This is a genomic window from Pseudomonas sp. AGC41 (genome assembly GCF_057334555.1).
This window is the reverse complement of record NZ_JBHFJB010000156.1, coordinates 42,999-66,045: the sequence shown is the minus strand read 5'-3', so window position 1 is coordinate 66,045 and position 23,047 is coordinate 42,999. Positions and strand designations below refer to the sequence as shown.

General features: G+C 54.6%; 15 protein-coding genes, 1 other RNA gene and 1 pseudogene. 6 read left to right on the top strand and 11 right to left on the bottom strand.

Translation table 11 applies throughout. From position 1 onward, the window contains the following. Nucleotides 1-565 precede the first annotated feature (565 nt). From ACE04F_RS26835 to ACE04F_RS26815, 5 genes are all read left to right on the top strand, one after another. The gene (locus ACE04F_RS26835; RefSeq protein ID WP_349975256.1) at nucleotides 566-736 is read left to right on the top strand and encodes a hypothetical protein; all 171 of its coding nucleotides are present in this window, start codon (nucleotides 566-568) and stop codon (nucleotides 734-736) included. A gap of 88 nt (nucleotides 737-824) precedes the next feature. Then, the gene (locus ACE04F_RS26830) at nucleotides 825-3,821 is read left to right on the top strand and encodes a type I restriction endonuclease subunit R (RefSeq protein WP_486110594.1); all 2,997 of its coding nucleotides are present in this window, start codon (nucleotides 825-827) and stop codon (nucleotides 3,819-3,821) included. A 13-nt stretch (nucleotides 3,822-3,834) separates the two neighbouring features. Beyond that, nucleotides 3,835-5,109, top strand: a complete 1,275-nt coding sequence (locus tag ACE04F_RS26825; RefSeq protein WP_486110593.1) for a restriction endonuclease subunit S — start codon at nucleotides 3,835-3,837, stop codon at nucleotides 5,107-5,109. After that, nucleotides 5,106-6,236 carry an AAA family ATPase gene (locus tag ACE04F_RS26820; RefSeq protein WP_486110592.1) on the top strand — a complete coding sequence of 377 codons (1,131 nt, stop codon included), beginning with the start codon at nucleotides 5,106-5,108 and terminating at the stop codon, nucleotides 6,234-6,236. Before ACE04F_RS26825 ends, ACE04F_RS26820 begins: the two co-directional genes overlap by 4 nt. Then, nucleotides 6,233-7,840 (top strand): type I restriction-modification system subunit M, encoded by a 1,608-nt coding sequence (locus ACE04F_RS26815; protein WP_434706763.1) that lies wholly within the window; start codon nucleotides 6,233-6,235, stop codon nucleotides 7,838-7,840. The genes ACE04F_RS26820 and ACE04F_RS26815 overlap by 4 nt, the downstream gene beginning before the upstream one ends. Before the next feature lie 213 nt (nucleotides 7,841-8,053). Here the strand turns inward: ACE04F_RS26815 and ACE04F_RS26810 are convergent, their stop codons facing one another. From ACE04F_RS26810 to ACE04F_RS26760, 11 genes and pseudogenes are all read right to left on the bottom strand, one after another. Beyond that, nucleotides 8,054-8,350 (bottom strand): hypothetical protein, encoded by a 297-nt coding sequence (locus ACE04F_RS26810; RefSeq protein ID WP_486110591.1) that lies wholly within the window; start codon nucleotides 8,348-8,350, stop codon nucleotides 8,054-8,056. After that, nucleotides 8,347-9,322 (bottom strand): annotated as a pseudogene (locus tag ACE04F_RS26805) (integrase domain-containing protein). Before ACE04F_RS26805 ends, ACE04F_RS26810 begins: the two are co-directional and overlap by 4 nt. Before the next feature lie 320 nt (nucleotides 9,323-9,642). Continuing rightward, the gene (locus ACE04F_RS26800; protein WP_349975263.1) at nucleotides 9,643-11,040 is read right to left on the bottom strand and encodes a YfjI family protein; all 1,398 of its coding nucleotides are present in this window, start codon (nucleotides 11,038-11,040) and stop codon (nucleotides 9,643-9,645) included. Nucleotides 11,041-12,003: 963 nt separating this feature from the next. Continuing rightward, nucleotides 12,004-13,260 carry an integrase domain-containing protein gene (locus ACE04F_RS26795; protein WP_486110590.1) on the bottom strand — a complete coding sequence of 419 codons (1,257 nt, stop codon included), beginning with the start codon at nucleotides 13,258-13,260 and terminating at the stop codon, nucleotides 12,004-12,006. A 187-nt stretch (nucleotides 13,261-13,447) separates the two neighbouring features. Further along, nucleotides 13,448-13,841, bottom strand: a transfer-messenger RNA (tmRNA) gene (ssrA, locus tag ACE04F_RS26790). A gap of 93 nt (nucleotides 13,842-13,934) precedes the next feature. Beyond that, nucleotides 13,935-14,225, bottom strand: a complete 291-nt coding sequence (locus ACE04F_RS26785; protein ID WP_434569869.1) for a hypothetical protein — start codon at nucleotides 14,223-14,225, stop codon at nucleotides 13,935-13,937. A gap of 122 nt (nucleotides 14,226-14,347) precedes the next feature. After that, nucleotides 14,348-17,158, bottom strand: coding sequence for an FAD-binding and (Fe-S)-binding domain-containing protein (locus ACE04F_RS26780; protein ID WP_486110589.1), 2,811 nt, complete (start codon nucleotides 17,156-17,158; stop codon nucleotides 14,348-14,350). After that, entirely contained in the window at nucleotides 17,155-17,826 is a 672-nt protein-coding gene (locus ACE04F_RS26775) for a LutC/YkgG family protein (protein ID WP_486110588.1), read from the bottom strand. The genes ACE04F_RS26780 and ACE04F_RS26775 overlap by 4 nt, the downstream gene beginning before the upstream one ends. After that, complete coding sequence (locus ACE04F_RS26770) at nucleotides 17,823-19,280, bottom strand: LutB/LldF family L-lactate oxidation iron-sulfur protein (RefSeq protein WP_434569866.1); 1,458 nt, start codon at nucleotides 19,278-19,280, stop codon at nucleotides 17,823-17,825. The genes ACE04F_RS26775 and ACE04F_RS26770 overlap by 4 nt, the downstream gene beginning before the upstream one ends. After that, a complete protein-coding gene (locus tag ACE04F_RS26765) occupies nucleotides 19,277-20,101 on the bottom strand; it encodes a (Fe-S)-binding protein (protein ID WP_486110587.1) in 825 nt (274 codons plus the stop codon). The genes ACE04F_RS26770 and ACE04F_RS26765 overlap by 4 nt, the downstream gene beginning before the upstream one ends. Before the next feature lie 150 nt (nucleotides 20,102-20,251). Continuing rightward, nucleotides 20,252-21,946, bottom strand: a complete 1,695-nt coding sequence (locus ACE04F_RS26760; RefSeq protein WP_486110586.1) for a lactate permease LctP family transporter — start codon at nucleotides 21,944-21,946, stop codon at nucleotides 20,252-20,254. A 263-nt stretch (nucleotides 21,947-22,209) separates the two neighbouring features. Here ACE04F_RS26760 and ACE04F_RS26755 point away from each other — a divergent pair, with 263 nt between their 5' ends. Further along, complete coding sequence (locus tag ACE04F_RS26755) at nucleotides 22,210-22,977, top strand: GntR family transcriptional regulator (protein WP_486110585.1); 768 nt, start codon at nucleotides 22,210-22,212, stop codon at nucleotides 22,975-22,977. Nucleotides 22,978-23,047 lie beyond the last annotated feature (70 nt).

Below are 23,047 nucleotides of genomic sequence, written 5' to 3'. Positions count from 1 at the left end.
GCAGAAGCCTCTCTATTTGCTGGATTTTAGGCACAAAAAAAGACGTCCATGGACGTCTTTAGATGTTGAAGTGGTGGGCCGGGGTAGTTTGAACTGGAGCGTTAATTGATTGATTTTACTGTCGATTACCGGCTTTCTCTATTTGCTGGGATACCAAACGGAATACCACCCAAAACGCTGCGCGTGCTGAACAAGCGTTATGTGAAAAAATTTTGTGAGGTATTGGAAATAAGCAAGTCACCACCTCGCGACATCGTCCATCTTACGGACCGATCAGGTTTTCTGGCCGGCCGATACGCTCTCTGCGTGCTCCCCAAGCACTCAGCGCTCTTGCTCCTGCGAGGTAAAGACCTTACGAGCAGCAGGAGTGTGGTGATCAGTTGAGCTCCTTGGATCTAGTCACTAGTTAAGACTTGCTGGCGTTTCTTCCCAGCCATTTCAGCGGAGGGTGAGGCCGAAGAGCGGCTGGCTCGAGTGTCCTACAAGCTCCGATAGCTGAACTGAATTCTAGCCAGGCACTGCGAAACGCAGTACATTTGCATGACATCACCACCGAGATGACGTCATGTCACGCCTGAAAGACGAAACTCTTTCCATCCGTACCTCTGCCGAAATCAAGCAATTGCTGCGCATGGCCGCTGAGCGTGAGCGCAGGTCAATCGCATCGATGATCGAAATTCTCGTCTTGGAGTACGCCCGGTCTCATCGACTGGAGACAAAGCAACTTGAAAATTAATGCACATGGAAGCCATGTGGTCGCCTATTCCGTGAACGAGCAGGGCGTTCTTAATAATTTTATGGATATTGACGTCAGGAATTAATTCATGACCACCACCGAACAACAGATCGAGCTAGATCTGATTAAAAAGCTCGGAGATTTGAAGTACGTATATCGGCCTGATATTCGTGATCGTAATTCCTTGGAAGCAAATTTTCGCGAAAAGTTTGAGTCGCTCAACCGAGTGCGTCTGACAAACGGCGAGTTTCAGCGCTTACTTGACGGTATTATCTCGGCTGATGTTTACAGCGCTGCGCAGACGCTTCGGAATATAAACAGTTTCGAACGTGATGATGGTACGCCGCTGAATTATACTCTGGTAAACGTTCGGGATTGGTGTAAAAATGAGTTTGAAGTAGTTAATCAGCTCCGTGTAAATACCGATAATAGCCAGCATCGATATGATGTGATGTTGCTAATCAACGGTGTTCCGGTGGTTCAAATTGAATTGAAGGCGCTCGCTGTCAGTCCAAGGCGTGCGATGCAGCAGATTGTTGATTACAAAGCTGATCCTGGGAACGGCTACGGCAAGACTCTGTTGTGCTTTTTGCAGTTGTTCGTTGTGAGCAATCGTACCGGCACCTGGTACTTTGCTAATAACAATGTTCGCCACTTCAGCTTTAACGCTGATGAAAGGTTTTTGCCGGTTTACCAATTTGCAAGTGAAGATAATAAGAAAATTACGCAGCTCGACAGCTTTGCTGACAGCTTCTTGGCAAAGTGTACTCTGGGTCAGATGATCAGCAGATACATGGTACTGGTAGCCAGTGAACAGAAACTTCTGATGATGCGGCCTTATCAAATATATGCCGTTAAAGCTATCGTGGAATGTATCCACCAGAATTGCGGGAATGGCTACATTTGGCACACCACAGGGTCGGGTAAAACCCTCACCTCATTCAAGGCCTCTACCTTGCTTAAGGATAATCCAGAAGTCGACAAGTGTTTGTTTGTCGTTGACCGAAAAGACTTGGATCGCCAAACCCGTGAGGAGTTTAACCGCTTCCAGGCTGGATGCGTAGAAGAGAATACTAATACTGAGACGCTTGTGCAGCGTTTACTCTCGGAGGACTACGCCGATAAAGTTATAGTAACCACAATTCAAAAGCTTGGTTTGGCACTGGACGAAAATAGCAAGCGGAACAAGCAAAAAGAGAAGCAAGGCAAGGAAACTTTTAAGCAGCGTTTGGAGCCGTTACGAGATCAGCGGGTAGTCTTCATTTTCGATGAGTGCCACCGTTCGCAATTCGGTGAAAACCATAAGGCTATCAAGGAATTCTTCCCGAACGCGCAACTGTTCGGTTTCACTGGTACACCGATTTTCAAGGATAACGCTACTTCGGTACAAATCGAGGGGCAGCAAGCGAGCTATCGTACAACGGACGACTTGTTCCAGCGTTGCTTGCATGAGTACACGATTACACATGCTATTGAAGATCAAAATGTTCTTAAGTTTCATATCGACTTTTTTAAACCGGAAGGTAAGAAACCACCAAAGCCCGGAGAAGGTCTGCCTAAGTCTAAAATTGTGGAGACTATCTTAAGTAAGCATGACGCGGCCACTAACGGACGTAAGTTTAATGCAGTACTAGCAACTGCCAGTATCAACGATGCCATCGATTACTTTGAGGCTTTCAAGTGCCAGCAGGATAAGAGGCTCGATGAAGATGATAGCTTCATTCCGTTAAATATTGCTTGCGTATTCTCGCCGCCTGCTGAAGGCAACAAGGATGTGCAGCAGATTCAGGAAGATTTGCCCCAGGAAAAGGAAGATAACAAACAGGACCCGGAGGGCAAGAAAGCAGCGCTTACACGTATCATGGCCGACTATAATGATCGCTTCAATACTGATCATCGTATCAGTGAGTTCGATTCTTATTATCAGGATATCCAGAAGCGTATCAAAGATCAGCAGTACTCAAATGCTGATCTGTCTCATGGCCAGAAAATCGATATAACCATCGTGGTAGATATGCTGCTGACGGGTTTTGACTCTAAGTATCTGAATACCCTTTATGTCGATAAGAACCTCAAATACCACGGGCTCATTCAAGCGTTTTCTCGCACCAATCGAGTTCTTAATGATAGTAAGCCATATGGGAACGTGCTTGACTTCCGGCAGCAACAAAAACCGGTAGAGGACGCTATAACGTTGTTTTCGGGTGAGAAGAGCGATAATCCTCGTGAAATCTGGCTCGTGGATCCTGCGCCTAAGGTCATTGACACTCTGCAAGATGCTACCCAAAAGATGGCAGTCTTCATGGAGTCGCAAGGCTTGACCAATGCGCCTGAGCAAGTCGCAAACCTAAAAGGGGATGCTGCCCGTAGCCAGTTTGTCAATCTGTTCAAGGAAGTTCAGCGACTCAAAACGCAGTTGGATCAGTACACTGATCTTTCCGAGGCGCAGAAAACGCAGATTAGCCAGATCGTACCACCGGATAAATTGCTAGGCTTCAAAAGTATGTATCTTGAAACGGCCAAGCGCTTGAAAGAGCTGCAAGACCGTGAAGACACACCTTCCGAAGTTCAACAACTCGATTTCGAGTTTGTACTCTTTGCCTCCGCAGTGATCGACTACGACTACATCATGGGCTTGATTGCTAGGATGACGCAACAGAAGCCCGGCAAGCTGACGATGAATCGTGAGCAGCTCATAGGTTTGATTCAAGCTGATGCTAAGTTTATCGATGATCGTGAAGCAATAGCGGAGTACATCCGTTCTCTTCCGGTAGGCCAGGCGCTAGATGAAGACGCTATTCGCGCAGGCTTTGAGCGCTTTAAAAATGAAAAGAATGACCAAGCTTTAACTGACCTCGCAGAACGTCACGGCTTGGATGCTGATGCGGTGCAGGCTTTTGTGAATAGAGTTCTGCGGCGCAGCATTTTTGACGGAGAAGAACTTAGCGAGCTGATGTCCCCATTGGGTCTGGGATGGAAAGCCCGTACTCAGAAGGAGTTGATGTTGATGGAAGAGCTGACGCCACTTCTGCACAAATTGGCGCTAGGTAGAGAAATTTCGGGTTTAAGCGCTTATGAGCAATAGGGGGAGCAGCGCAGTGAGTAACGAAAATAGTTCAGTATTAGAGATAGTTCCGCGACTGCGTTTTCCTGGCTGCTTTGCCCCATGGTCGGTTACGCCGATTTCAAAAGTGCTAACGGAGCATAAGCATAAAAATACTCAGGGTCGAGAAGTATTTTCAGTTTCAATGGAAAGTGGTGTTGTCAACCAAATTGAACACTTGGGGCGTAGTTATTCCGCAGTCGATACGAGTAATTATAACTTGGCTCGATGCTTCGATATTGTCTACACGAAGAGTCCACTGAAGGCGTTTCCATTTGGAATTGTAAAGCAGTGTAAGTTTGAAGGGGAAGTCGCGCTCTCGCCTCTGTATGGAGTTTTTACTCCGGAGAGTCCCTCTATTGGTTTGATGATCGAGACATACTTTGAGTCTCCGGCCCGATCCAAGGCATTTCTTTCGCCACTTTGTCAAAAAGGGGCAAAGAATACGATTCAAATTACAAACTCGACTTTTTTGTCAGGGGCCTTGCCCTTGCCGACCGATCGCATAGAGCAAGAAAAGATTGCTAGCTGTTTGTCATCGATCGAAGAGTTAATATCTTTGGAAGCGAAGAAACTCACTAGCCTAAGGAAGTACAAGCGGGGCTTGATGCAGATGCTGCTGCCTGGCGAAGGCGAGGCAGAACCTCGTGTGCGTTTTCCTGAATTTACAGAGGCAGAGGTCTGGAGTAAAGAACGCCTTGAAGACTTAGCTAAGCGAGGATCTGGGCATACTCCTAGCAAGGCACATCCGGAATACTACGATGGTGGAATTAAGTGGGTATCCTTAGCCGACTCCAAGCGTTTAGATGTGGGTTTGATTGAGGAAACAGAAATTGAAATATCGGCCTCTGGAATCAAAAATTCCTCTGCTGTACGACATATGGCAGGGTCGGTTCTGTTGAGTCGAGATGCGGGGGTTGGAAAGAGTGCTGTCATGGGGGTGGATATGGCCGTCAGTCAGCATTTTATCGTGTGGGAGTGTAAGCCCGACCGTCTGTACAATTGGTTTTTGTATTACTCGCTACAATATATGAAGCCTCTTTTTGAGAGAGTTGCGACAGGAAGCACAATCAAGACTATAGGGCTTCCATTTTTCATGGAAATGCGCCTGTGGGTGCCTACACTGGCTGAGCAGAAGAAGATTGCCGACTGTTTGGCATCTATCGACATGAAAATTAAAGCGCAAACACAAAAAATTGAAGCGCTTAAATCACACAAGAGTGGATTGGTTCAACAGATTCTTCCTGTTCAAGCTGAGGTTCTTGTATGAAAGCGGGTCAAAAGTTTGCTGACCTGCAGGCACTGGCTAACCACTTGCGTAGTGAGTTGGCAAGCAAAAATACTTTGGTATTATATGCTTACAACGGCACCGGGAAAACACGGTTGTCAATGGCATTCAAGGATGTAGGTAAGCAAGGAAACGGTGATGGTGAGGCGCGCGATACATTGTACTTCAATGCGTTCACCGAAGATTTGTTTCAATGGGATAACGATATCCATGGTGACAATGATCGGAAGCTGAAGTTGAATGCAAAATCGCGATTCTTCGATGGCTTAGCAGAGATGGAGATGGATAACCGCATCCGCCCGATGCTGCAGCGTTATGCTGACTTTGACTTTCGTATTGACACGGAAGAATGGGAGGTTCGATTTCGGCGGACTGTGGATGGACAAGTAATTAATGGCATAAAAATTTCGCGGGGTGAAGAGAATATCTTCGTTTGGTGTTTCTTCCTTGCTATTATGCAGTTAGCAACTGATCCGGATATCGAAGCTTATCGCTGGGTGAAGTATGTCTATATTGATGATCCTATCTCATCTCTTGATGAACATAATGCAATAACCGTCGGTAATCATTTGGCTCATCTGCTTAATAAGGCCGATAACTCCTTGAAGGTTGTTATTTCATCACATCATCCTTTGTTTTTTAATGTGATGCATAATGAGCTGGATGCGAGAAAGTCAAAAAATGTATCTGCGCACTTTTTGTCACGTTCAAAGGGGGATGGCTCTTATGCGCTGGCATACACCGGTGCGACCCCGTTCTTCCATCATGTTGCAGTGTTGACGGAGCTATATAAAGCGTGTTGCTCTGGTGAGCTTTATACTTATCACTTTAATATGCTGCGCTCTGTGCTGGAAAAGTCGGCTAGTTTCCATGGGTTTACTAATTTCTCAGCCTGTATCCCGACCGACAATGCTGAAGACCCAGATGGTGTCCTGCACGCTCGACTCATAAATATTCTTAGTCATGGAAACTATTCTTTGTTCGAGCCTCAGCCCATGCTGGAAGAGAATAAGAGCTATTTTAACAAGATTCTAAATAGCTTTGTTCAACGCTACCCTTTTAATCCCGATTTGTTCCCTCAGCCCGCTGAGGTAGTAGGCAGAAAATGACTGATCTTGAACGACTAAAGCTTGGTAAAACTCTCTGGGCAATCGCCGATCAATTACGCGGCGCCATGAATGCCGATGACTTTCGCGACTATATGCTTGCCTTCTTGTTTCTGCGCTATCTGTCAGATAACTACGAAGCAGCGGCCAAAAAAGAGCTGGGCCAGGACTATCCTCAACAAGTTGATGGTTCAGTATCTACACCGCTACAGCTTTGGTACAGAGCTAATGAGGGTGATGTAAAGGATTTTGAGAAGCAAATGCGCCGCAAAGTGCATTATGTTATTGAACCCCAATACCTTTGGGGTAATATTGTCGAGATGGCGCGTACTCAAGATTTATTGTTGCTGAATACACTGCAGAGTGGATTTGGTTATATCGAGAATGAATCCTTTGCTAGTACCTTTCGGGGTCTGTTCTCGGAAATTAATCTTGCTTCCGATAAGCTTGGTAAGTCATATGTTGAGCGAAATGCACGGCTTTGCAAGATAATCGCAGAGATCGCTAAAGGCCTGGGGCAGTTCTCAACTGATAGCGACACTCTGGGTGACGCTTATGAATACCTTATAGGCCAGTTTGCTGCAGGCTCTGGTAAAAAGGCAGGTGAGTTTTATACTCCGCAGCCAATTTCAAGCATCTTGTCCGCCATTGTTACTTTGGACAGCCAGGAGCCTGCAACCGGACAGCGATCACATTTGGACAATGTGCTCGACTTTGCGTGCGGCTCAGGCTCATTACTGTTGAACGTTCGCCACCGTATGGGCCCGCACGGCATTTCCAAAATTCATGGTCAGGAAAAGAACATAACTACCTACAACCTGGCCCGCATGAACATGCTACTGCACGGGGTCAAGGACTCGGAGTTCGAGATTTTTCACGGCGACACTTTGCTCAATGAGTGGGACCTGCTGCGTGAATCCAATCCGGCCAAGCTGCCAAAATTCGATGCGGTGGTGGCCAACCCTCCGTTTAGCTTCCGTTGGGAGCCCACTGAGGCGCTCGGAGATGATCCGCGCTTTAAAAATTATGGGCTCGCCCCTAAATCCGCTGCTGATTTTGCTTTCCTGCTGCACGGATTTCACTTTCTGAAGCAAGACGGTGTGATGGCAATCATCCTACCTCACGGGGTACTGTTCCGTGGAGGGGTAGAGGCACGCATTCGTACTAAATTGCTTAAAGACGGTCATGTCGACACTGTGATTGGTCTTCCGTCAAATCTGTTCTTTTCAACCGGTATCCCGGTTTGTATTCTTGTGTTGAAAAAATGCAAGAAGCCAGATGATGTGCTGTTTATCAATGCCGCTGAGCACTTTGAAAAAGTCAAAGGCCAGAGCCAGCTAAATCCTGAACATATTGAGAAGGTCATCAATACCTACCAGTTCCGCAAGGAAGAGGCGCGATACTCTCGCCGGGTGAGTATGGATGAAATCGAGAAAAATGATTTCAATCTCAATATTTCGCGTTATGTAAACACGGTAGAGGCTGAAGAGGCCATAGATCTTAGTTTGGTTCATGATCAGTTGACTACAATCCAGGACAAAATTAGACAAGCCTCAGAGAAACATAACGAGTTTCTGAGCGCTTTGGGCTTGCCTCAATTGCCTTAATAAAATGCAGTTGCCTAAGTTTATGTGTGGCGTTTGAATTTAATGCGAGGATTGAAGCTTAAAATAGCCAATTTGTGATTAGAGATGTTGCCAAGGCTGGTACGGAAAGTTGAGAGTTTAATTTCAATGCCGTCCAGCCTTATTAAGCTAAGTGTGAGGAGGTTTGTGGTCTTGCGTATTTGTGTTTTTGGTGTATGGTTTGATTGTGTATGCTTATTGGTGTGAGCGTGCATTGCGATCTTGCTTTGGTCGTTTTTGGTCTGTTCGTATAAAAATTAAATTTATTGTAAGTTTGTAGTAGTAGCGAGTTGAGTCTGAGTGGTGTTTCAAGTGGTTTCTCATAAACCAATTAAGATGTTTGCTTTTCCAGCTCCAAGGATTGCTTAACTGCCACCGCTGTTGGATTGCGGTTTGTATAATTATAGCTTGATGTAAATGGCGTCTTTGTGTTGACTTTGATCCGGTTAGTACTCCGCTCAAAAATAGTCTCATGTCGAAAGTGTTTTTCATTTCCTTCCTCCAATATAAGCGGAGGTAACTTCTGGTCGATTGTGTCCGAGCTCTGAGCTAATTATTTTTCGCGCTCTCTGATCAAGTGCTCGATTAGTAAGGTTGATGTTACCGCCGTTTACCGGTGCGGAATGGTTGGTTAGTTGCTTATACCGCTCGCAAGCATGCGCAGCCCTTAACTCATGAAATCCTTTAAGTCCGTGACGCTTAAGTATTTTTCTGAAGTACGGTGTCGTTTAAAAATGTTGCGTAGCTTTCAAAAGGGCTGAGCATGTTGCGACTTTTGGTCGGCGACACACTGAGGGAAAAAAGTAGAGCCTCTTCAATTGCTGTGTTCACTGAAATCCAACGTGGCGCTGATATTCCACTTCTCCCGCCTTTGGTGCCGTTCTGGATATTGATTCGACCCAACGTTTCGGCTTCGCCCTGCAGACGTGGTAGATCTGCAAGAATCGCTTCGCGCAGTCGCATGCCAGTTGTCCTCGCAAGCATTACAATAGCGGCAACCCGCTCTTGTTTATTATCTAACAAGGCCTCCAAAACTTCGTGCAGCGCTTGGTAGCTTTGGCAGTCAGGAGCAATGCTGCGTACGGATGAGCGGCGCAGCCCTAGCGCCTGGCTTGGGCTGATGACTCTCACGTCCTGATCACCGCGCAGCGCGGCGAGGGTGCGGTTGACGCTGCTCAGGCGGTTTTGCGCGGTGGCGATGCACAGTTCGCCTTGCTGGATCTGCTGGCGCAGGTAAGCGGCATAGTCACTTAGCGTCTGTCGATCGATCTGCCGAGCGTCGTTGTAGCCAGGGCCATCCTCTGAGCGGCACCAGCGTACGAAGGCTTGCCAGCGATCGCTGTGTGCTTTAACGGTGGCGAAATGGCCGCCTGCAAACAGATCTTCCAGTGCCCGTCGACCGGCATAGCTCAGTTGGCGACCATAGCCAAAGTTGCGACCGTCACGCCGACCGACCAGCGCCATTGTCTTCACCTTGAACGTTGGTTTGTAGGTGCAGCAACAGGGCTCTCCAGTGGGGGCCGATGGTGTCCAACTGTCCCCAGTGTGCTGGGCGGATGAGGAGGGTATTTTCGCGGCGTTGCAGCAAAGCCCCTTCTTCTTGCAACTGCTCGATAAGCCGAGCGAGGTCGGTTGACTCAGATGTTGGAGCGGCGACAGCGGCGACACTGGCGACAACCCCCGCCGCATCTGGATTGGCACGTGGCGACAAAGTGGTGGCAGTGGCAGCGACACACCGTAACTCGGTCGGCGAGCGATGTTGCGCTCGATAGCGGCGCACGGCGTCATTGAGTCGGAACATGGCGCACCTCGAATATGTCCCCGTCATTGTCCAGCCAGTTATGGGCAACCAGTTGCAGCAATAACTCGAAGGTGTGCCGCGTGCTTTTACGGGCAAAGCGGGGGCCGTTGCGCGTAAGGTCGCGCAGGCGAAACGGTGGCCAGTTCTTCTTTATCAACCAGCGCAGCAGGCAATCAGCCTCTGCGCGAAGCTTATTCAGTGGTTCCTGTTCAGTCAGGCGTTGGTTCTCGGCCAGGTAGTAATCCATCAGCGTGGAGGCGCGCTGAATGTGGATGTCTTCCAATACAGTCGATTCCTCAACCACCGCCATCACACCAGCCATGCGTAGTACGTTCGCGGCCGCTTTGCTCGCTGCAGCTTGGACGTTGACCAACTCGCCGAACTCCCCTGACTCGCATTCAATGGTGTCGTGAATGGCAATCCATGCTTCACGGGCGCGTGGGCTCAACTCTATGACCGCATGGGTGAGGCCACCATCTGTATGCCGTGACCAAGGCTTCTGCATCAGCGTGGCAATGCGCTGCTGGTACAGGTGCACCTTTGGATCTCGGGTCAGGTCGATGGCTTTGTACAGTCGTTGTCCAACCAGACGCTCAGGCCAACTGATCAGACAGCGTCCCAGGATGCCCTGGTCTTTGATATCAGCGTCCTGCAGCAAGCGGTCTGCCAGGCGGGGTTGAAGCATCAAGTGCATGCTGAGGCGGCGATCATAGGCACGCAGACTTTCTCCATTCATCGCGCGCGAGCGATCAATCGGGCTACCGTCCCACAGCGTCGACAAGTGAGTGATCGCCTTGATCATGTTGTCCTTGTTCATGGTGCTGCCGCCCAAAAACTGCCCGCCCTCATCGCTGAACAGCCCCATGCTGGGCAAGCCGTGGCACAGGCTTTTGACCAGGCCCTCAATGGTCGGCTCAGCAGTAAGCAGTCTTGGTTGGACAGGTTCAGGTTGCGCGTCCAGCGCTAGCTGTGCTGACTTTTTCGATGTCGGTGACTTCGCGGTGAGTCTCATTGCAGCTCGGTGCGCCTTGAGCTGTTCGCCATAGGCGATCCACTGCTGTCTTTCCCAGTCCCGTACGGCCTGCAGCGCAACATGGTCCACCGCGCTTTTGCGATCGCCCGAGCAAGCCACCGTCAGCAAGTACAGCGACAACGGATAAATTCGGCCGTCGAGGTGAACATTTGCGTGGGCCTGGCTGGCCAAAGCTGCCGTGGCTAGAACAGATTGCGCGGCCATGGCGCAGGGCACGCCGATCACATCGGCCATGCGCTCTACGGCCGGCCCCAAAAGATCGCCCAGCGCCGCGACCGGGTAGGGTAGGGGCGTAATCTGCTGTTCCAACAAGGGGCGTGGTGGCCTTTGTACTTCGCGCAGTTGCATAGCCGTCCTCCATAAATTACCGATCTCTCCCTCACGTCATCCCGCCAAGAATGCTGAGTGTTATCAGGGATCAAGGCCCCTGCGACCTGTGAGGGTGTCCACTGACGCGGGACTGGCGGCTCCTTACGACCAGGAGCAAGGGCATCTCATGATCTGGCCTCCTGAGCACCGATAGCGGTGGGCGGGTGGAGGCTGCACTGGCTGACGAGACCAGTGCCGCGAGATCCTGAGCTGGGTAAAGCAGCACTGCGATGACCGGGGCATGCCTGACTGTCAGTCAGGTGCAGTCCATTCCTTGGTCTGCGGCACCATCATCTACAGCGCTGTTATTGGTGACATCGGCGTTTGTCACGCCAATTGTCACGAAGGGAAGTGCCGCTGAGCCATATGCGAGCAGGGCTGCAGCAGTGTCAGGAGCGCCCGTCTCTTTTCTGGAAAAAGAGACGGGCGAACGGTTGGCGCAGAACGTTGGCCGAGCAGGTTCGTTGCTGCAGGGCTAAAGGGTTAGCGGGCAGCCGCACTAGGCGGATTGTTTAGAGGGCGTCCATCATTCTGGCGAATGACCGTGCAAGCCACCGGGCGCGAATCGCACTTTGGGATGAGCCACCGGGTTAGCGGCATGACCTTGAAGGCTCTGGTCATCTGGGGTGCTGCCTAAGGCAGCGCTTTGCACCTTCGTTCTATCGGTCACCGCGGCACGGGTCAATTGGTGAAGGGCACATGGAAATGCGCCAGATTCATCCTCTGGCGTGCTTTGGAAATTGGTGGCTGTCAGTGGCTAAGTGGCCGTTTGTCGCTTTTCTAGTGTTAGGCCGTGAGGATGGGAATGCGAAGCCTCCCCATCCTCACGGGCTTAGCCGGAGAAGCCAAAATCGAGGCGAGTTGGCGACTGTCGCCATCAGCTCAGACGACAAGGAGGTAGATGGCACGCGGTCTGTCGCCAGTGTCGCCGTTGTCGCCGTCCTATCGGATAGGTACTACGTTCCGATCCCTGGGCACATTCATTGCGCTGGCCGAGAGATTGCCCGTCGACGCCTTCAGAATGTACTCGCTCCACCACGCCATCATCGGCCGGCGTCGCTCGATGTAGTCGGCTCGGTTGTAGGCACTGCGCACCTCATCCTTGTCGACGTGCGCCAACGCCACTTCGATGAGCTCCGGGTCCCACCCATGTTCATTCAAAATGGTGCTGGCCATCGAGCGCATGCCGTGGCTGACCAAGCGGTCCTGGAAGCCCATGCGTTTCAACGCCATGTTGGCGGTCTGGCTATTGGCATGAGTACGAGGGTTTCGGTCTGCGGGGAAGACGTATTCCCGATGACCACTGTGGGACTTCAGTATCTCCAGCAATGACATGGCTTGATCGCTCAACGGGATGCTGTGCGGGCGGCGCTTTTTCATCCGCTCTGGTGGGATGGTCCAGACACGCTTTTCAAAGTCGATGTCTTCCCAGCGAGTAGTCGCTGCCTCGGCGGGGCGAGTCATCGTGTGCAATTGCCACTCGATCAGGCAGCGGGTTCTGCGTTTGATGCTGGCGTTGGCGATCTCCAGCATGAGCTCGGGGAGCTCTTCTGGTGGAAGCGCAGCCATGTTTTCTTTTTTCGGTTTCTTGAACACCGCACGAATTCCGTTCAGTGGATTCGCGTGTATCAGGCCTGAGTTCACCCCATAGGTCATGATTTCGTTCAGTCGTTGGCTCAATCGCTTCACCGTTTCGAGGCTGCCTTTAGCCTCGATTGGGCGGAGGATTTTAATGACCATTGGGGCGGTGATATCCGAGAGCGGCGTTGTTTTCATGCTCGGGAAGACGTGCAAGGAGAGTGAGCGCCAAATGTCCTCGGCGTAGGCCGGGGTGACCGAGTCTTTCTTCAGCTCGAACCAGGCGGTGGCCACCTTTTCGAAGGTGTGTTCAGTCTCAGCAAGCTTGGCTTGCCTGACCTCATCACGTTGGACTTTGGGATCAATGCCCAGGGCGAGCTGCTCGCGCGCCTCAACGGCTTTTTTTCGAGCGTTGGCTAGCGAGAGGTCGGGGTATGGACCGAGGGCCATGTTTATACGGCTTCGGGTCAATGGTTCGCGGTAGTTGAAATTCCACATCATTGAGCCGCTGGCTCTGACGCGAAGCTGAAGGCCGTCACCGTCGCTGAGGACGAAATCCTTCCCGGTTGGCTTGACCGCTTTGAGCTGGCGGTCGGAGAGGCGGGTTGCTTGAGTAGGCATGAGAGCTACCTCCGGCACCGTTTTGGTATCCTAAAAATAGCACCCGGTAGCCCGGGATACCACCTGGGATACCAAACCGTCTGGAACTCAAAAAACCTCTATGGCCCTCAAAAGCGCTGTAAGTCATTGATTTTAAGGACTTACAGGCACAAAAAAAGACGTCCGTGGACGTCTTTGTTTGATCATTTGGTGGAGCCGGGGGGATTTGAACCCCCGTCCGCCAGTACTCCGCTGTCGGTACTACATGCGTAGCCGTGTCTATTGAGTTAACCCTCAGCGACCCGACGGGCAGGGTGCTTTGGGCGAGTTGTGTAAGTTTTAGCCGCTTCGTCCACAACGTACTGCACGGCGATTCCGTTCTATATGACAATCACTTTGGGTTTACGGACATCCCCTGGTGATTGCTGGACCCGAAGGTACCAGAAGGGAAGGGCTAAGGCTGCTTACGCAGCGAGAGCGTATTCCCCGTAGGTTTCGTCATTGGCAACTATAGGAAGTTGCAACAGTGGATTTACGAGTTCTGTTACCAACTCGGCATGCACCTAAAGTTTCGCAACCGGCGTCGAATCCTAAACGGCCCCGAACCTGGCGCTCTGTGAATCTGTAGAGCGACAGGCCTGCGTAGTGTACGCCAAAACGCATCAGGGGCCAACCCGAAGGTTGGCCCACTGCATTCAGGAGTTTTTACCGTCTTTGTTGGTCTTCTGCATCTCTTGGATGGTCTGGGTGGTTTCGGAGATGCATTTCTCGGTGCCTTCCTTGGTTTTCAAGGCTTGATGGGCCTTCGCCTGCTGAAGGCTCGCCTCGATCTGGCTTTGCGAATCCGAGCCTTGGTACTGGGTCTTGGCATTCTCAATGGTTTTGATATTGGTGGCGCAGAGACTGTCCGAATCGCCGGCAGCAAACGAGGGTGATGCCAGCATCGAAGCAGTGACAAACAGACCTAACAGCACAGAGCGTTTCATATGTCTCTCCTTGACCCAAGGGCAGCATTGGCTGGCCATCAGGACGGCTACCTGTTGAGGAAGTCCTGCGTTTGCGGGACCTGATCAATGGACTGCCGTTGTTCGTCAGGGTTCTATTTTTTTCACATCGCCCTGGCCCGTGTCACTCGGTCGACCAGGTAAACCAGTCCGTGATAGTCAATTGCGCCGTGTTGCGTAAGACCGATCTCACAGGTCCGGCTGGTGGAGATCCCTTCGCTGCAATGCTCTACCGCGCCCTTCAGCGTGCGCAACGAGTGGGCGTTCAGTTCCGGCGTGGTGAAGCCTTTGTCCCCGGCAAACCCGCAGCAATGGATGCCTTCCGGAATGACCACGTTTTTGCTGCACCTGCGCGCCAGATCGATCAACGCCTGGCTCTCGCCAAGGTGCTGCGTGCTGCAGGTGACGTGCACCGCAATGGGGGCCTCTTGGGGAATGAAGTCGAGGCGATCCATCAGGTGCGTGCGAATGAAACGCACCGGGTCGTAAAGGTCCAGACGTACGTGACCCAAGTCTTGAACCAGGCGCAGGGTGCATGGGCTGGTGTCGCAGTAGATCGGGTCGAGCCCGCCGCGGCTGGCGTGCAGCAGCGCGCCGATCAGTTCCTGGCGCTTGTGCTCGGCCTGTTCGGCGTAGCCTTTGGATGCAAAGGGTTGGCCGCAGCAGAGGCTGTCTACATTGTCCGGGAAAACGACTTGGTAACCGGCTTTTTCCAGTAGGCCGCGGGTCTTGTCGTGCAGCGACATTTGCTCCTTGTCCCCCGCCGCAGGGCCCATGACCCGGGAGACGCAGGCCGCCAGATAAACCACCCTCGGGCGCTCGTCCGATACGCTGGGGCTGAACCGAATCGCCCTTTCCGGTTGCGGCATGGCGTTGGTCCACTGCGGGACTTGCCCTTTGGACAGCCGCGTCAGCCCGGCAGATAAACGAGCCAGGCGCGGCGCCCCTAACATCATTCGCGCACCGTTGGCGACGTGTAGGGTAAAGCGCGCGCCTTGCAGCGCAGTGGCGAAATTGCCCGCAAGCCAATCGGCGGTTTTCGTACGCGTCGCGGTACGGCTGCGGAGTTTTTTCACCAGTTCGCCGGTGTTGATTCCGACAGGGCAGCGTTGGGCACAAAGGCCCGTGGCGGCACAGGTATCGATGCCCTGGTATTGGTAGGCCGTTTCCAGCTCGGAGGTATCCATGCCGGCGCGCTTTTTCGCCTGGATATCCCGCCAGATCACGATGCGCTGACGCGGGCTCAAGGTCAGGTCCTTGGAGGGACACACCGGCTCGCAGAAGCCGCACTCGATGCACTTGTCGACTATTTCATCGGCCGCCGGCAATGGCTTGAGGTGCTTGAGGTGGATCTGCGGGTCCTCGCTGAGCACCACGTCCGGGTTGAGAATGCCGTTGGGGTCGAGCAAGCGCTTGAGCTGCCACATCAATTGATAGGCATCGCTGCCCCATTCCAGCTCGACAAACGGAGCCATGTTGCGGCCGGTGCCGTGTTCGGCTTTCAGCGAGCCGCCGAATTCCACCGCCACCAGTTGCGCTACGTCATCCATGAACGCCTGGTAGCGTGCGACTTCTTCAGTGCTGTTGAAGCCTTGGGTGAAGACAAAGTGCAGATTGCCTTCCAGTGCGTGTCCAAAAAGGATCGCTTCGTCGTAGTGATGTTTGTCGAACAGGGCGATCAGGCGATTCACGCCGGCGGCCAGTTGCTCGACCGGGAAGGTCACGTCTTCGATGATGACCGTGGTTCCGGTCTTGCGTACCGCGCCTACGGCGGGGAAGGTGTCTTTGCGGATGGCCCACAGGCGGGCGTTTTCTCGCGGGTCCTCGGTAAAGTCGACTTGCCTTTCCACCGGGAACGCCGCCAGTGAAGCCATGATCCGCGCCAGTTGTTCCTGTAGTAATGATGACGAAGCGGCGCGGGATTCGATCAGCAAGGCGCAGGCATTGTTCGATAGGTGCTGTACGAAATCCGGCATGCCCGGCTTGTCCTGCACCGAGCGCAGGCTGCGGCGGTCCAGCAGCTCAACGGCGGAGACCGGCTGGCTTTTCAGTACGGTCACGGCTTTGCAGCAGGTCTCCACATCGGGAAACACGATCAGTGCCGAGGCTTTGTTCGGGTGGTCGATGACGGTGTCGTAGGTCACCGCGCTGATGAATCCCAGGGTGCCTTCAGAGCCCACCAGCAGGTGGCTGAGGATATCCAGAGGCTCGTCGAAATCCACCAGGGCATTGAGCGACAGGCCGGTGGTATTTTTCAGACGATATTTGTGCCGAATTCGGTCGGCGAGCTCCGGGTTGGCGCGGGTCTCACGGCCAAGGGTTGCCAGTCGCTCCAGCAGTTCGCCGTGGCTCGCCCTGAAGGCCGCCACGCTGGCGGCGTCTTCGGTGTCCAGGCGCGTGCCATCGGCGAGCACCAGGCGAATGCCGGCCAGGGTGTGATAGGTGTTCTGCGCCGTGCCGCAGCACATGCCGCTGGCGTTGTTGGCGACGATGCCGCCAATCTTGCAGGCATTGATCGACGCCGGGTCCGGGCCGATCTTGCGCCCGAAGGGGGCCAGCCAGGCGTTGGCCTGGGCGCCGATCACGCCGGGCTGCAAACGGATCTGCGTGCCGTGCTCGCGAATTTCCCGGCCGTTCCAGTTGTCCCCGAGCACAATCAGCACCGAATCGCTGATGGCCTGGCCGGACAGGCTGGTGCCCGCCGCACGGAAGGTCACCGGAACCCGGTCGCGCTGGGCCAGTTGCAGCAGGGCGATGACTTCGTCTTCGCTTTCGACGCGTACCACCAGTTTTGGAATCAGCCGATAAAAGCTCGCATCGGTGCCGAAGGCCAGGGTCGACAACGGGTCGTCGAAGCGTCGTTTTTGCGGGATCAGCTGGTGTACGTCGCGCAGGAAAGGGGCCGGAAGGGTCATTGGTCCTCCAGGATCAGCACCACCAGATCCTTTGGACCGTGGGCGCCGTAGGCCAGGACCTGCTCGATGTCGGCGGTTTTTGACGGGCCCGACACCAACAGAGCGTTGGTCGGCATGCCTTGGGCCCATTCGAATTCCTGTTGCACTTCATAGAAGTTGTCACGGATTTCGCTGGCCTTGAGCAAGGCGAAGTGCACCGGCGGAACGAGACTCATCAGGCGCGGTTCTTCCCGTGTCGGCCAGAGAATCAGGCTGCCGGTCGCGGCTATCGCGCCGAGGGTGCCGGTCAGGCTGGCAGGCGTATCGTTGAACAGCTCGGTTTTCCATTCCTCGATGGGGCGGTCGTAGGCCTTGAGGACAGGAAAGTCAGGGTTGTCCGCCCAGAGCTGTAGGATTTTTCGCCCATGGGGCGTTGTCGGAGCGATAAGCAAACTCGGCAGTTGCCGGTCGCGCAGCAATTGCGCCAGCAGCGTCGGCCAGGCTTCGCCGGACGTCAGGTGAATTTCGGTGTGCACCGCTTCCATCAGCTTGCGCAGTTGTGGGATGCGCTCCTCGGGCGCGTAGCGGTAGGTCTGTGTCACCAGTTCGACGTCGTAGTTGTCGGCAACGGGCGTGGTGCCGGTCAGGCTTTTACGCAGCTTGGCGAGGATATTTTCCTTGGCGCTCATCGGCGGTCTCCCTGCGGGGTCAGGTGGTCGCGGGCCAGGTCATGCAACGAGCGGGCGGCGGGTTTCGGGGCGCTGTGGTTCTGGGTCCAGGGGCCGACGTTCTGTGGTGTCAGGCCGCGCAGGCGCGTGGCTAGAAAGGCGAACAGCCGATACAGCCGCGGCGAGCTGTTGAGCCGGGCCCAGGCATTCCAGATGAAGCGCTCCTTGGCCGAATACTTGCTGCCCTGGCCGCGCATGACCGGGTTGGGGCTATCCGGCGCCTTGACGTTTTCTTCCCGTAGCCGCCGCAGCAGGGCCGGGATTGGAATCTTCACCGGGCACACTTCGCCGCAGGCACCGCACAGCGAAGACGCGCTCGGGTGATCTGGCACCTTGGCCAGGCCGACCATGTGCGGCGTGATGATTTTTCCGATAGGTCCCGGGTAAACCTCGCCGTAGGCATGACCGCCGATTCGGGTGTAGACCGGGCAATGATTCATACAGGCGCCGCAGCGAATGCAGTTCAGGGTCTGGCGCAGCTCACTGTCGGCAAACGCCTGGCTGCGACCGTTGTCGAGCAGGACCAGGTGAACTTCCTGCGGCCCGTCCAGTTCGTTTGCCTTGCGCGGGCCGGAGATCATGTTGACGTAGGTGGTGATCGGCTGGCCCAGCGCCGAGCGGGTCAGCAGCGAGAGCAGCGGCACGACGTCCCGCAGGTTCTCCACGACTTTTTCAATGCCGGTCACGGCAATGTGCACCGGCGGCACGGTGGTCGACATCCGTCCGTTGCCTTCGTTTTCCACCAACAGCAAGGTGCCGGTTTCGGCGACGGCGAAGTTGACACCGGAAACGCCGACGTCGGCTTCGAAGAATTTCTGCCGCAAGACCTTGCGACCGATCTGAATGAGTTGGTCGACGTCCTTGGTGTACTCCACGCCAAGTTTGTCGTGGAACAAGGACGCGACCTGACCGGCATTCTTGTGGATCGCCGGCATGATTATGTGTGAAGGCTTCTCGTGGTCGAGCTGGACGATGTATTCCCCCATATCGGATTCGAGACATTCAATGTCCCGAGCCTCGAGGAAATGGTTCATCTCCATCTCTTCGCTGACCATCGATTTGCCCTTGATCACTTGCCGCGCCTCGTGAGCGCGGATGATCGAGAGGACGATGCCATTGGCTTCGTCCACCGTTTCCGCCCAGTGCACGTTCACACCGTTGCGGGTCAGGTTGGCTTCAAGTTGCTCGAGCAGGTCGGGCAGCTTGGATAACGCGCGGGCGCGGACAGCATTGCCCAGCACCCGCAGGTGTTCTCTTTCGTGGGCATCGCTGAAGGACGTTGCCCGTTTAGTCATCAGTGAATCCATCGCGCTGCGAAAGTTGTTTCGCAGTTGCGTGTCGTCCAACGCCTTGTGGGCCCTGGCGCGAAAATCTTCCTGCACTGCAACGGTCGGAATCAGCGTCGGCGTACTCATGCGGCACCTCCGGTGCGCTGCCAGAGGAAGCTCGCCAGATGCTGGCCGCGTAGTGCTTCGCGCTGTTTTTCCAGCGCGCCGTTGATGTTCATCAGGCAACCGCAGTCGGCGCTAACCACCTGATGCGCGCCGGATTCCTTCAGCGCGCGGGTCTTGTCGGCCACCATCGCACCGGAAATATCCGGCATGCGAACGCTGAACGTCCCACCAAAACCGCAGCATTCACTTTCGTGGCTGTGGTCGACCCGCTCCACATTGCGCAGCTGTGCCAACAACGCGCGGCCGTGCAGGTGCGTATTCATTTCCCGTCGTGCCGAGCAGGACGTATGCAGCGCGACCTTCACCGGCGTGCCACTGTCATTCAACTGCACCTTGCACACGAACAGCAGGAACTCGGCCAGCTCATAGGTCCTGGCCGCCAGGGCCTGGACCTGCTTGAGCATTTGCGGCTCGTCCTTGAACAGGTCGGCGTAATGTTCACGCAGCATGCCGGCACACGAGCCCGACGGCACGACCACCGGATAATCCCCGGCAAACAGGGCCAGCTGCGCTCGCGCCACCGTCCGCGCCTGCTCGGTGTACCCCGAGGTGTAGGCTGGTTGCCCGCAACACGTCTGCCCTTGCGGGTAGTCGACCTGGATGCCTTCGCGCTCAAGCAGGTGAATCGCGTCCATCCCGGCTTCGGGGTAGAACAGATCCACCACGCAGGTCCCGAACAGATAGACCCGGCGGGGTTTCTCGCTGGGATACTGGCGCGGCTCAGGCAATGGCGGGGCGACTCGGGTCGCGTTCGGCACGGCGTTGTAAAAAAGCTCGCTCATCAGGCGTGTCTCCGGGTGGTCCCGGTTATCCGTCTGCTGAGGCTGCTGAATATAGAGAGGAAATCTTTCAGCAGCCTTGCAGACCCGGTGGTGAATAGCGGACGCTGATTTACGTTTCAGCGTCGGGTTTTTTAATGTTTCCTGTAGTACTCAGTGAACCAGCATGCCGGTGAACCAGTAGGCCTGGGCCAACGTGATCAAGCCGACGATCGTTGCAAAGAATAGGCTGTGTTTCAGGGTGAAACGGAACAGATCCGATTCCTTGCCCACCAGCCCGGTTGCCGCGCAGGCCACGGCGATCGATTGCGGTGAGATCATTTTGCCGGTGACGCCGCCGCTGGTATTGGCTGCCACGAGCAATGTGTCGTTGACACCGATCTGGTGCGCGGTCGTCGCTTGCAGCGAGCCGAACAGCGCATTGGAGGAAGTATCGGAGCCGGTCAGGAACACGCCCAGCCAACCGAGGAATGGCGAGAAGAACGGGAACGCTGCGCCAGTTCCGGCCAATACCAGGGCCATGGTTGATGACATGCCCGAGAAGTTGGTGACGAAGGCGAATGCCAGCACCATGCCGATGGACAGGATAGGCCAGCGCAGTTCGTAGAAGGTCTCCTTTAAAGTGGTAAGACCAGTTCTGAAGTTGATCTTCAAGACGATCATCGAGATGAGTGCCGAGAAAAAAATCGCCGTGCCGGTGGCCGAAATCGGATCGAGCTTGAACACCGCCGGAATCGCCGTGGGGTTGATCACGATGGGGACGACCTTGATGACCAGCTGATCCAGGTGCGGAATCGCAAAGTTGAATACCCAGCCATACATCGAACCACCGGTGGCAAACATCGCCTTGAAGGGCTTCAGGGTCCAGATGGTCACCAGCACGGTCAGGATCAGGAACGGTGACCAGGCCTTGATAATTTCCCCCAGGCTGTAGGGCGAAGCCACGGTGCTGCGCGGCTGGCCGAAACCGCCGACGCTGGCGGTGATCGCTGCGCTGGAGGTTGCGCCGGCAATCTGCGCGCCGGCGGTACGCTTGGGCTGCCAGATTTTCAGGAACAGCGTCAGGGATACCAGGCTGGCCAAGGCCGACGTGATGTCCGGCAATTCCGGGCCGATGAAGTTCGAAGTGAAGTACTGGGTGATGGCGAAACTCAAGCCCGCCACCAGGGCGGCCGGCCAGGTTTCCCGCACACCGCGCAGGCCATCCATCATGAACACCAGCCAGAACGGCACGAACAGTGACAGCAACGGCAGCTGGCGACCGGTCATGGCGCCGATCTTGAACGCGTCGATCCCGGTGACCTGGCCCGCAACGATAATCGGAATGCCCAGTGCGCCGAAGGCTACCGGAGCGGTGTTGGCGATCAGGCACAGGCCGGCGGCGTAGAGCGGGTTGAAACCCAGGCCGACCAGCAGCGCGGCGGTAATCGCGACGGGAGCGCCGAAACCGGCGGCACCTTCCAGGAATGCGCCGAAGCAGAAGCCGATCAGCAACACTTGCAGGCGCTGGTCATCGGTAATCGACAGCACCGAGCTGCGGATGATTTCGAACTGACCGCTCTTGACCGTCAGTTTGTAGAGGAATACGGCGGCGACGATGATCCAGGCAATCGGCCAGAGACCATAGGCAAAGCCATAACCGGCGGCGGCAAACGCCATGTCGGCCGGCATCTGGAAAGCGAAGATCGCGACGGCAATCGCCAAGGCCAGGGTGATGCTGCCCGCCACGTGCCCCTTGAGGCGAAACACCGCCAGGGCGAGGAAGAAAAACACGATGGGAATGACGGCCGCGAGTGCGGACAAGCCTAGGCTGCCGAGCGGGCTATAAAGCTGTTGCCAGGTTTGCATATTGGGTGAGCCCCTAATTGTTGTTGGTCAGGCACTGGTCAGCGGGTTTGGATAATTGGTAATACCAATTTACAAGCGCTGTCCGCTAGGGTAAAAGCCTTGGTTGTCGTGTGTCAATTTGCCGCTTTGAAACTTTCGTCGAATAAGCGGTGCAGATGACATCTGATCTGCTGGTATTAATATTTTTTGCTGGATGTGGACGAGGCCCGGATGGGCCAGAATAGAGAGCCCGGCGAGCCGTCGGGACCGTGGAGAGTCGAGTTATGGGGTTTGATCAGATTCGTCAGCGCCGTTTGTCTGACGATATTGTCGAGCGGCTTGAAGGCATGATCCTCGAGGGCACGTTGAAGTCCGGCGAGCGATTGCCGGCCGAACGGACCCTGGCCGAGCAGTTCGGTGTTTCACGCCCTTCGTTGCGTGAGGCGATCCAGAAGCTGACGGCCAAGGGTTTGCTGATCAGTCGTCAGGGCGGCGGCAACTATGTGGTGGAGTCGCTGGGCTCGACGTTCAGTGATCCGCTGCTGCAGCTCCTGGAAAGCAATCCCGAAGCACAGCGTGACCTATTGGAGTTCCGGCATACCTTGGAGGCGTCCTGCGCTTATTACGCAGCATTGCGGGCTACCGAGGTCGATCGCGAGCGGCTGACAGCGGCGTTCGATGAGTTGCAAAATTGTTACTCGCGTCACGAAGAGGTGAGTCGGGCGGAGGAGGGCGCGGCGGATGCGCGTTTTCACCTGGCGATCGCCGAGGCCAGTCATAACGCGGTGTTGCTACATACCATTCGCGGATTGTTCGACCTGCTCAAGCGCAACGTGGTGACCAATATCGGCGGCATGTACAAGCAGCGCAGCGAGACCCGCGACATGCTGATCAGTCAGCATCGCGAGTTGTATCAAGCCATCATGGATGGTCACGCCGAGTTGGCGCGGGAGGTTTCCAGCCGACATATCCTGTATGTGCAGGAGGTGCTGGAAGAGGTGCGTCAGGAAGTGCAGCGGGTGGCGCGAGCGGAGCGGCGCAAGGGGATGTAGCCAGTGGTTTTGGTGCCTCTGTGGGAGCGGGGCTGCTCGCGATTTGATGTCGGATGTGCCTCCGTCATCG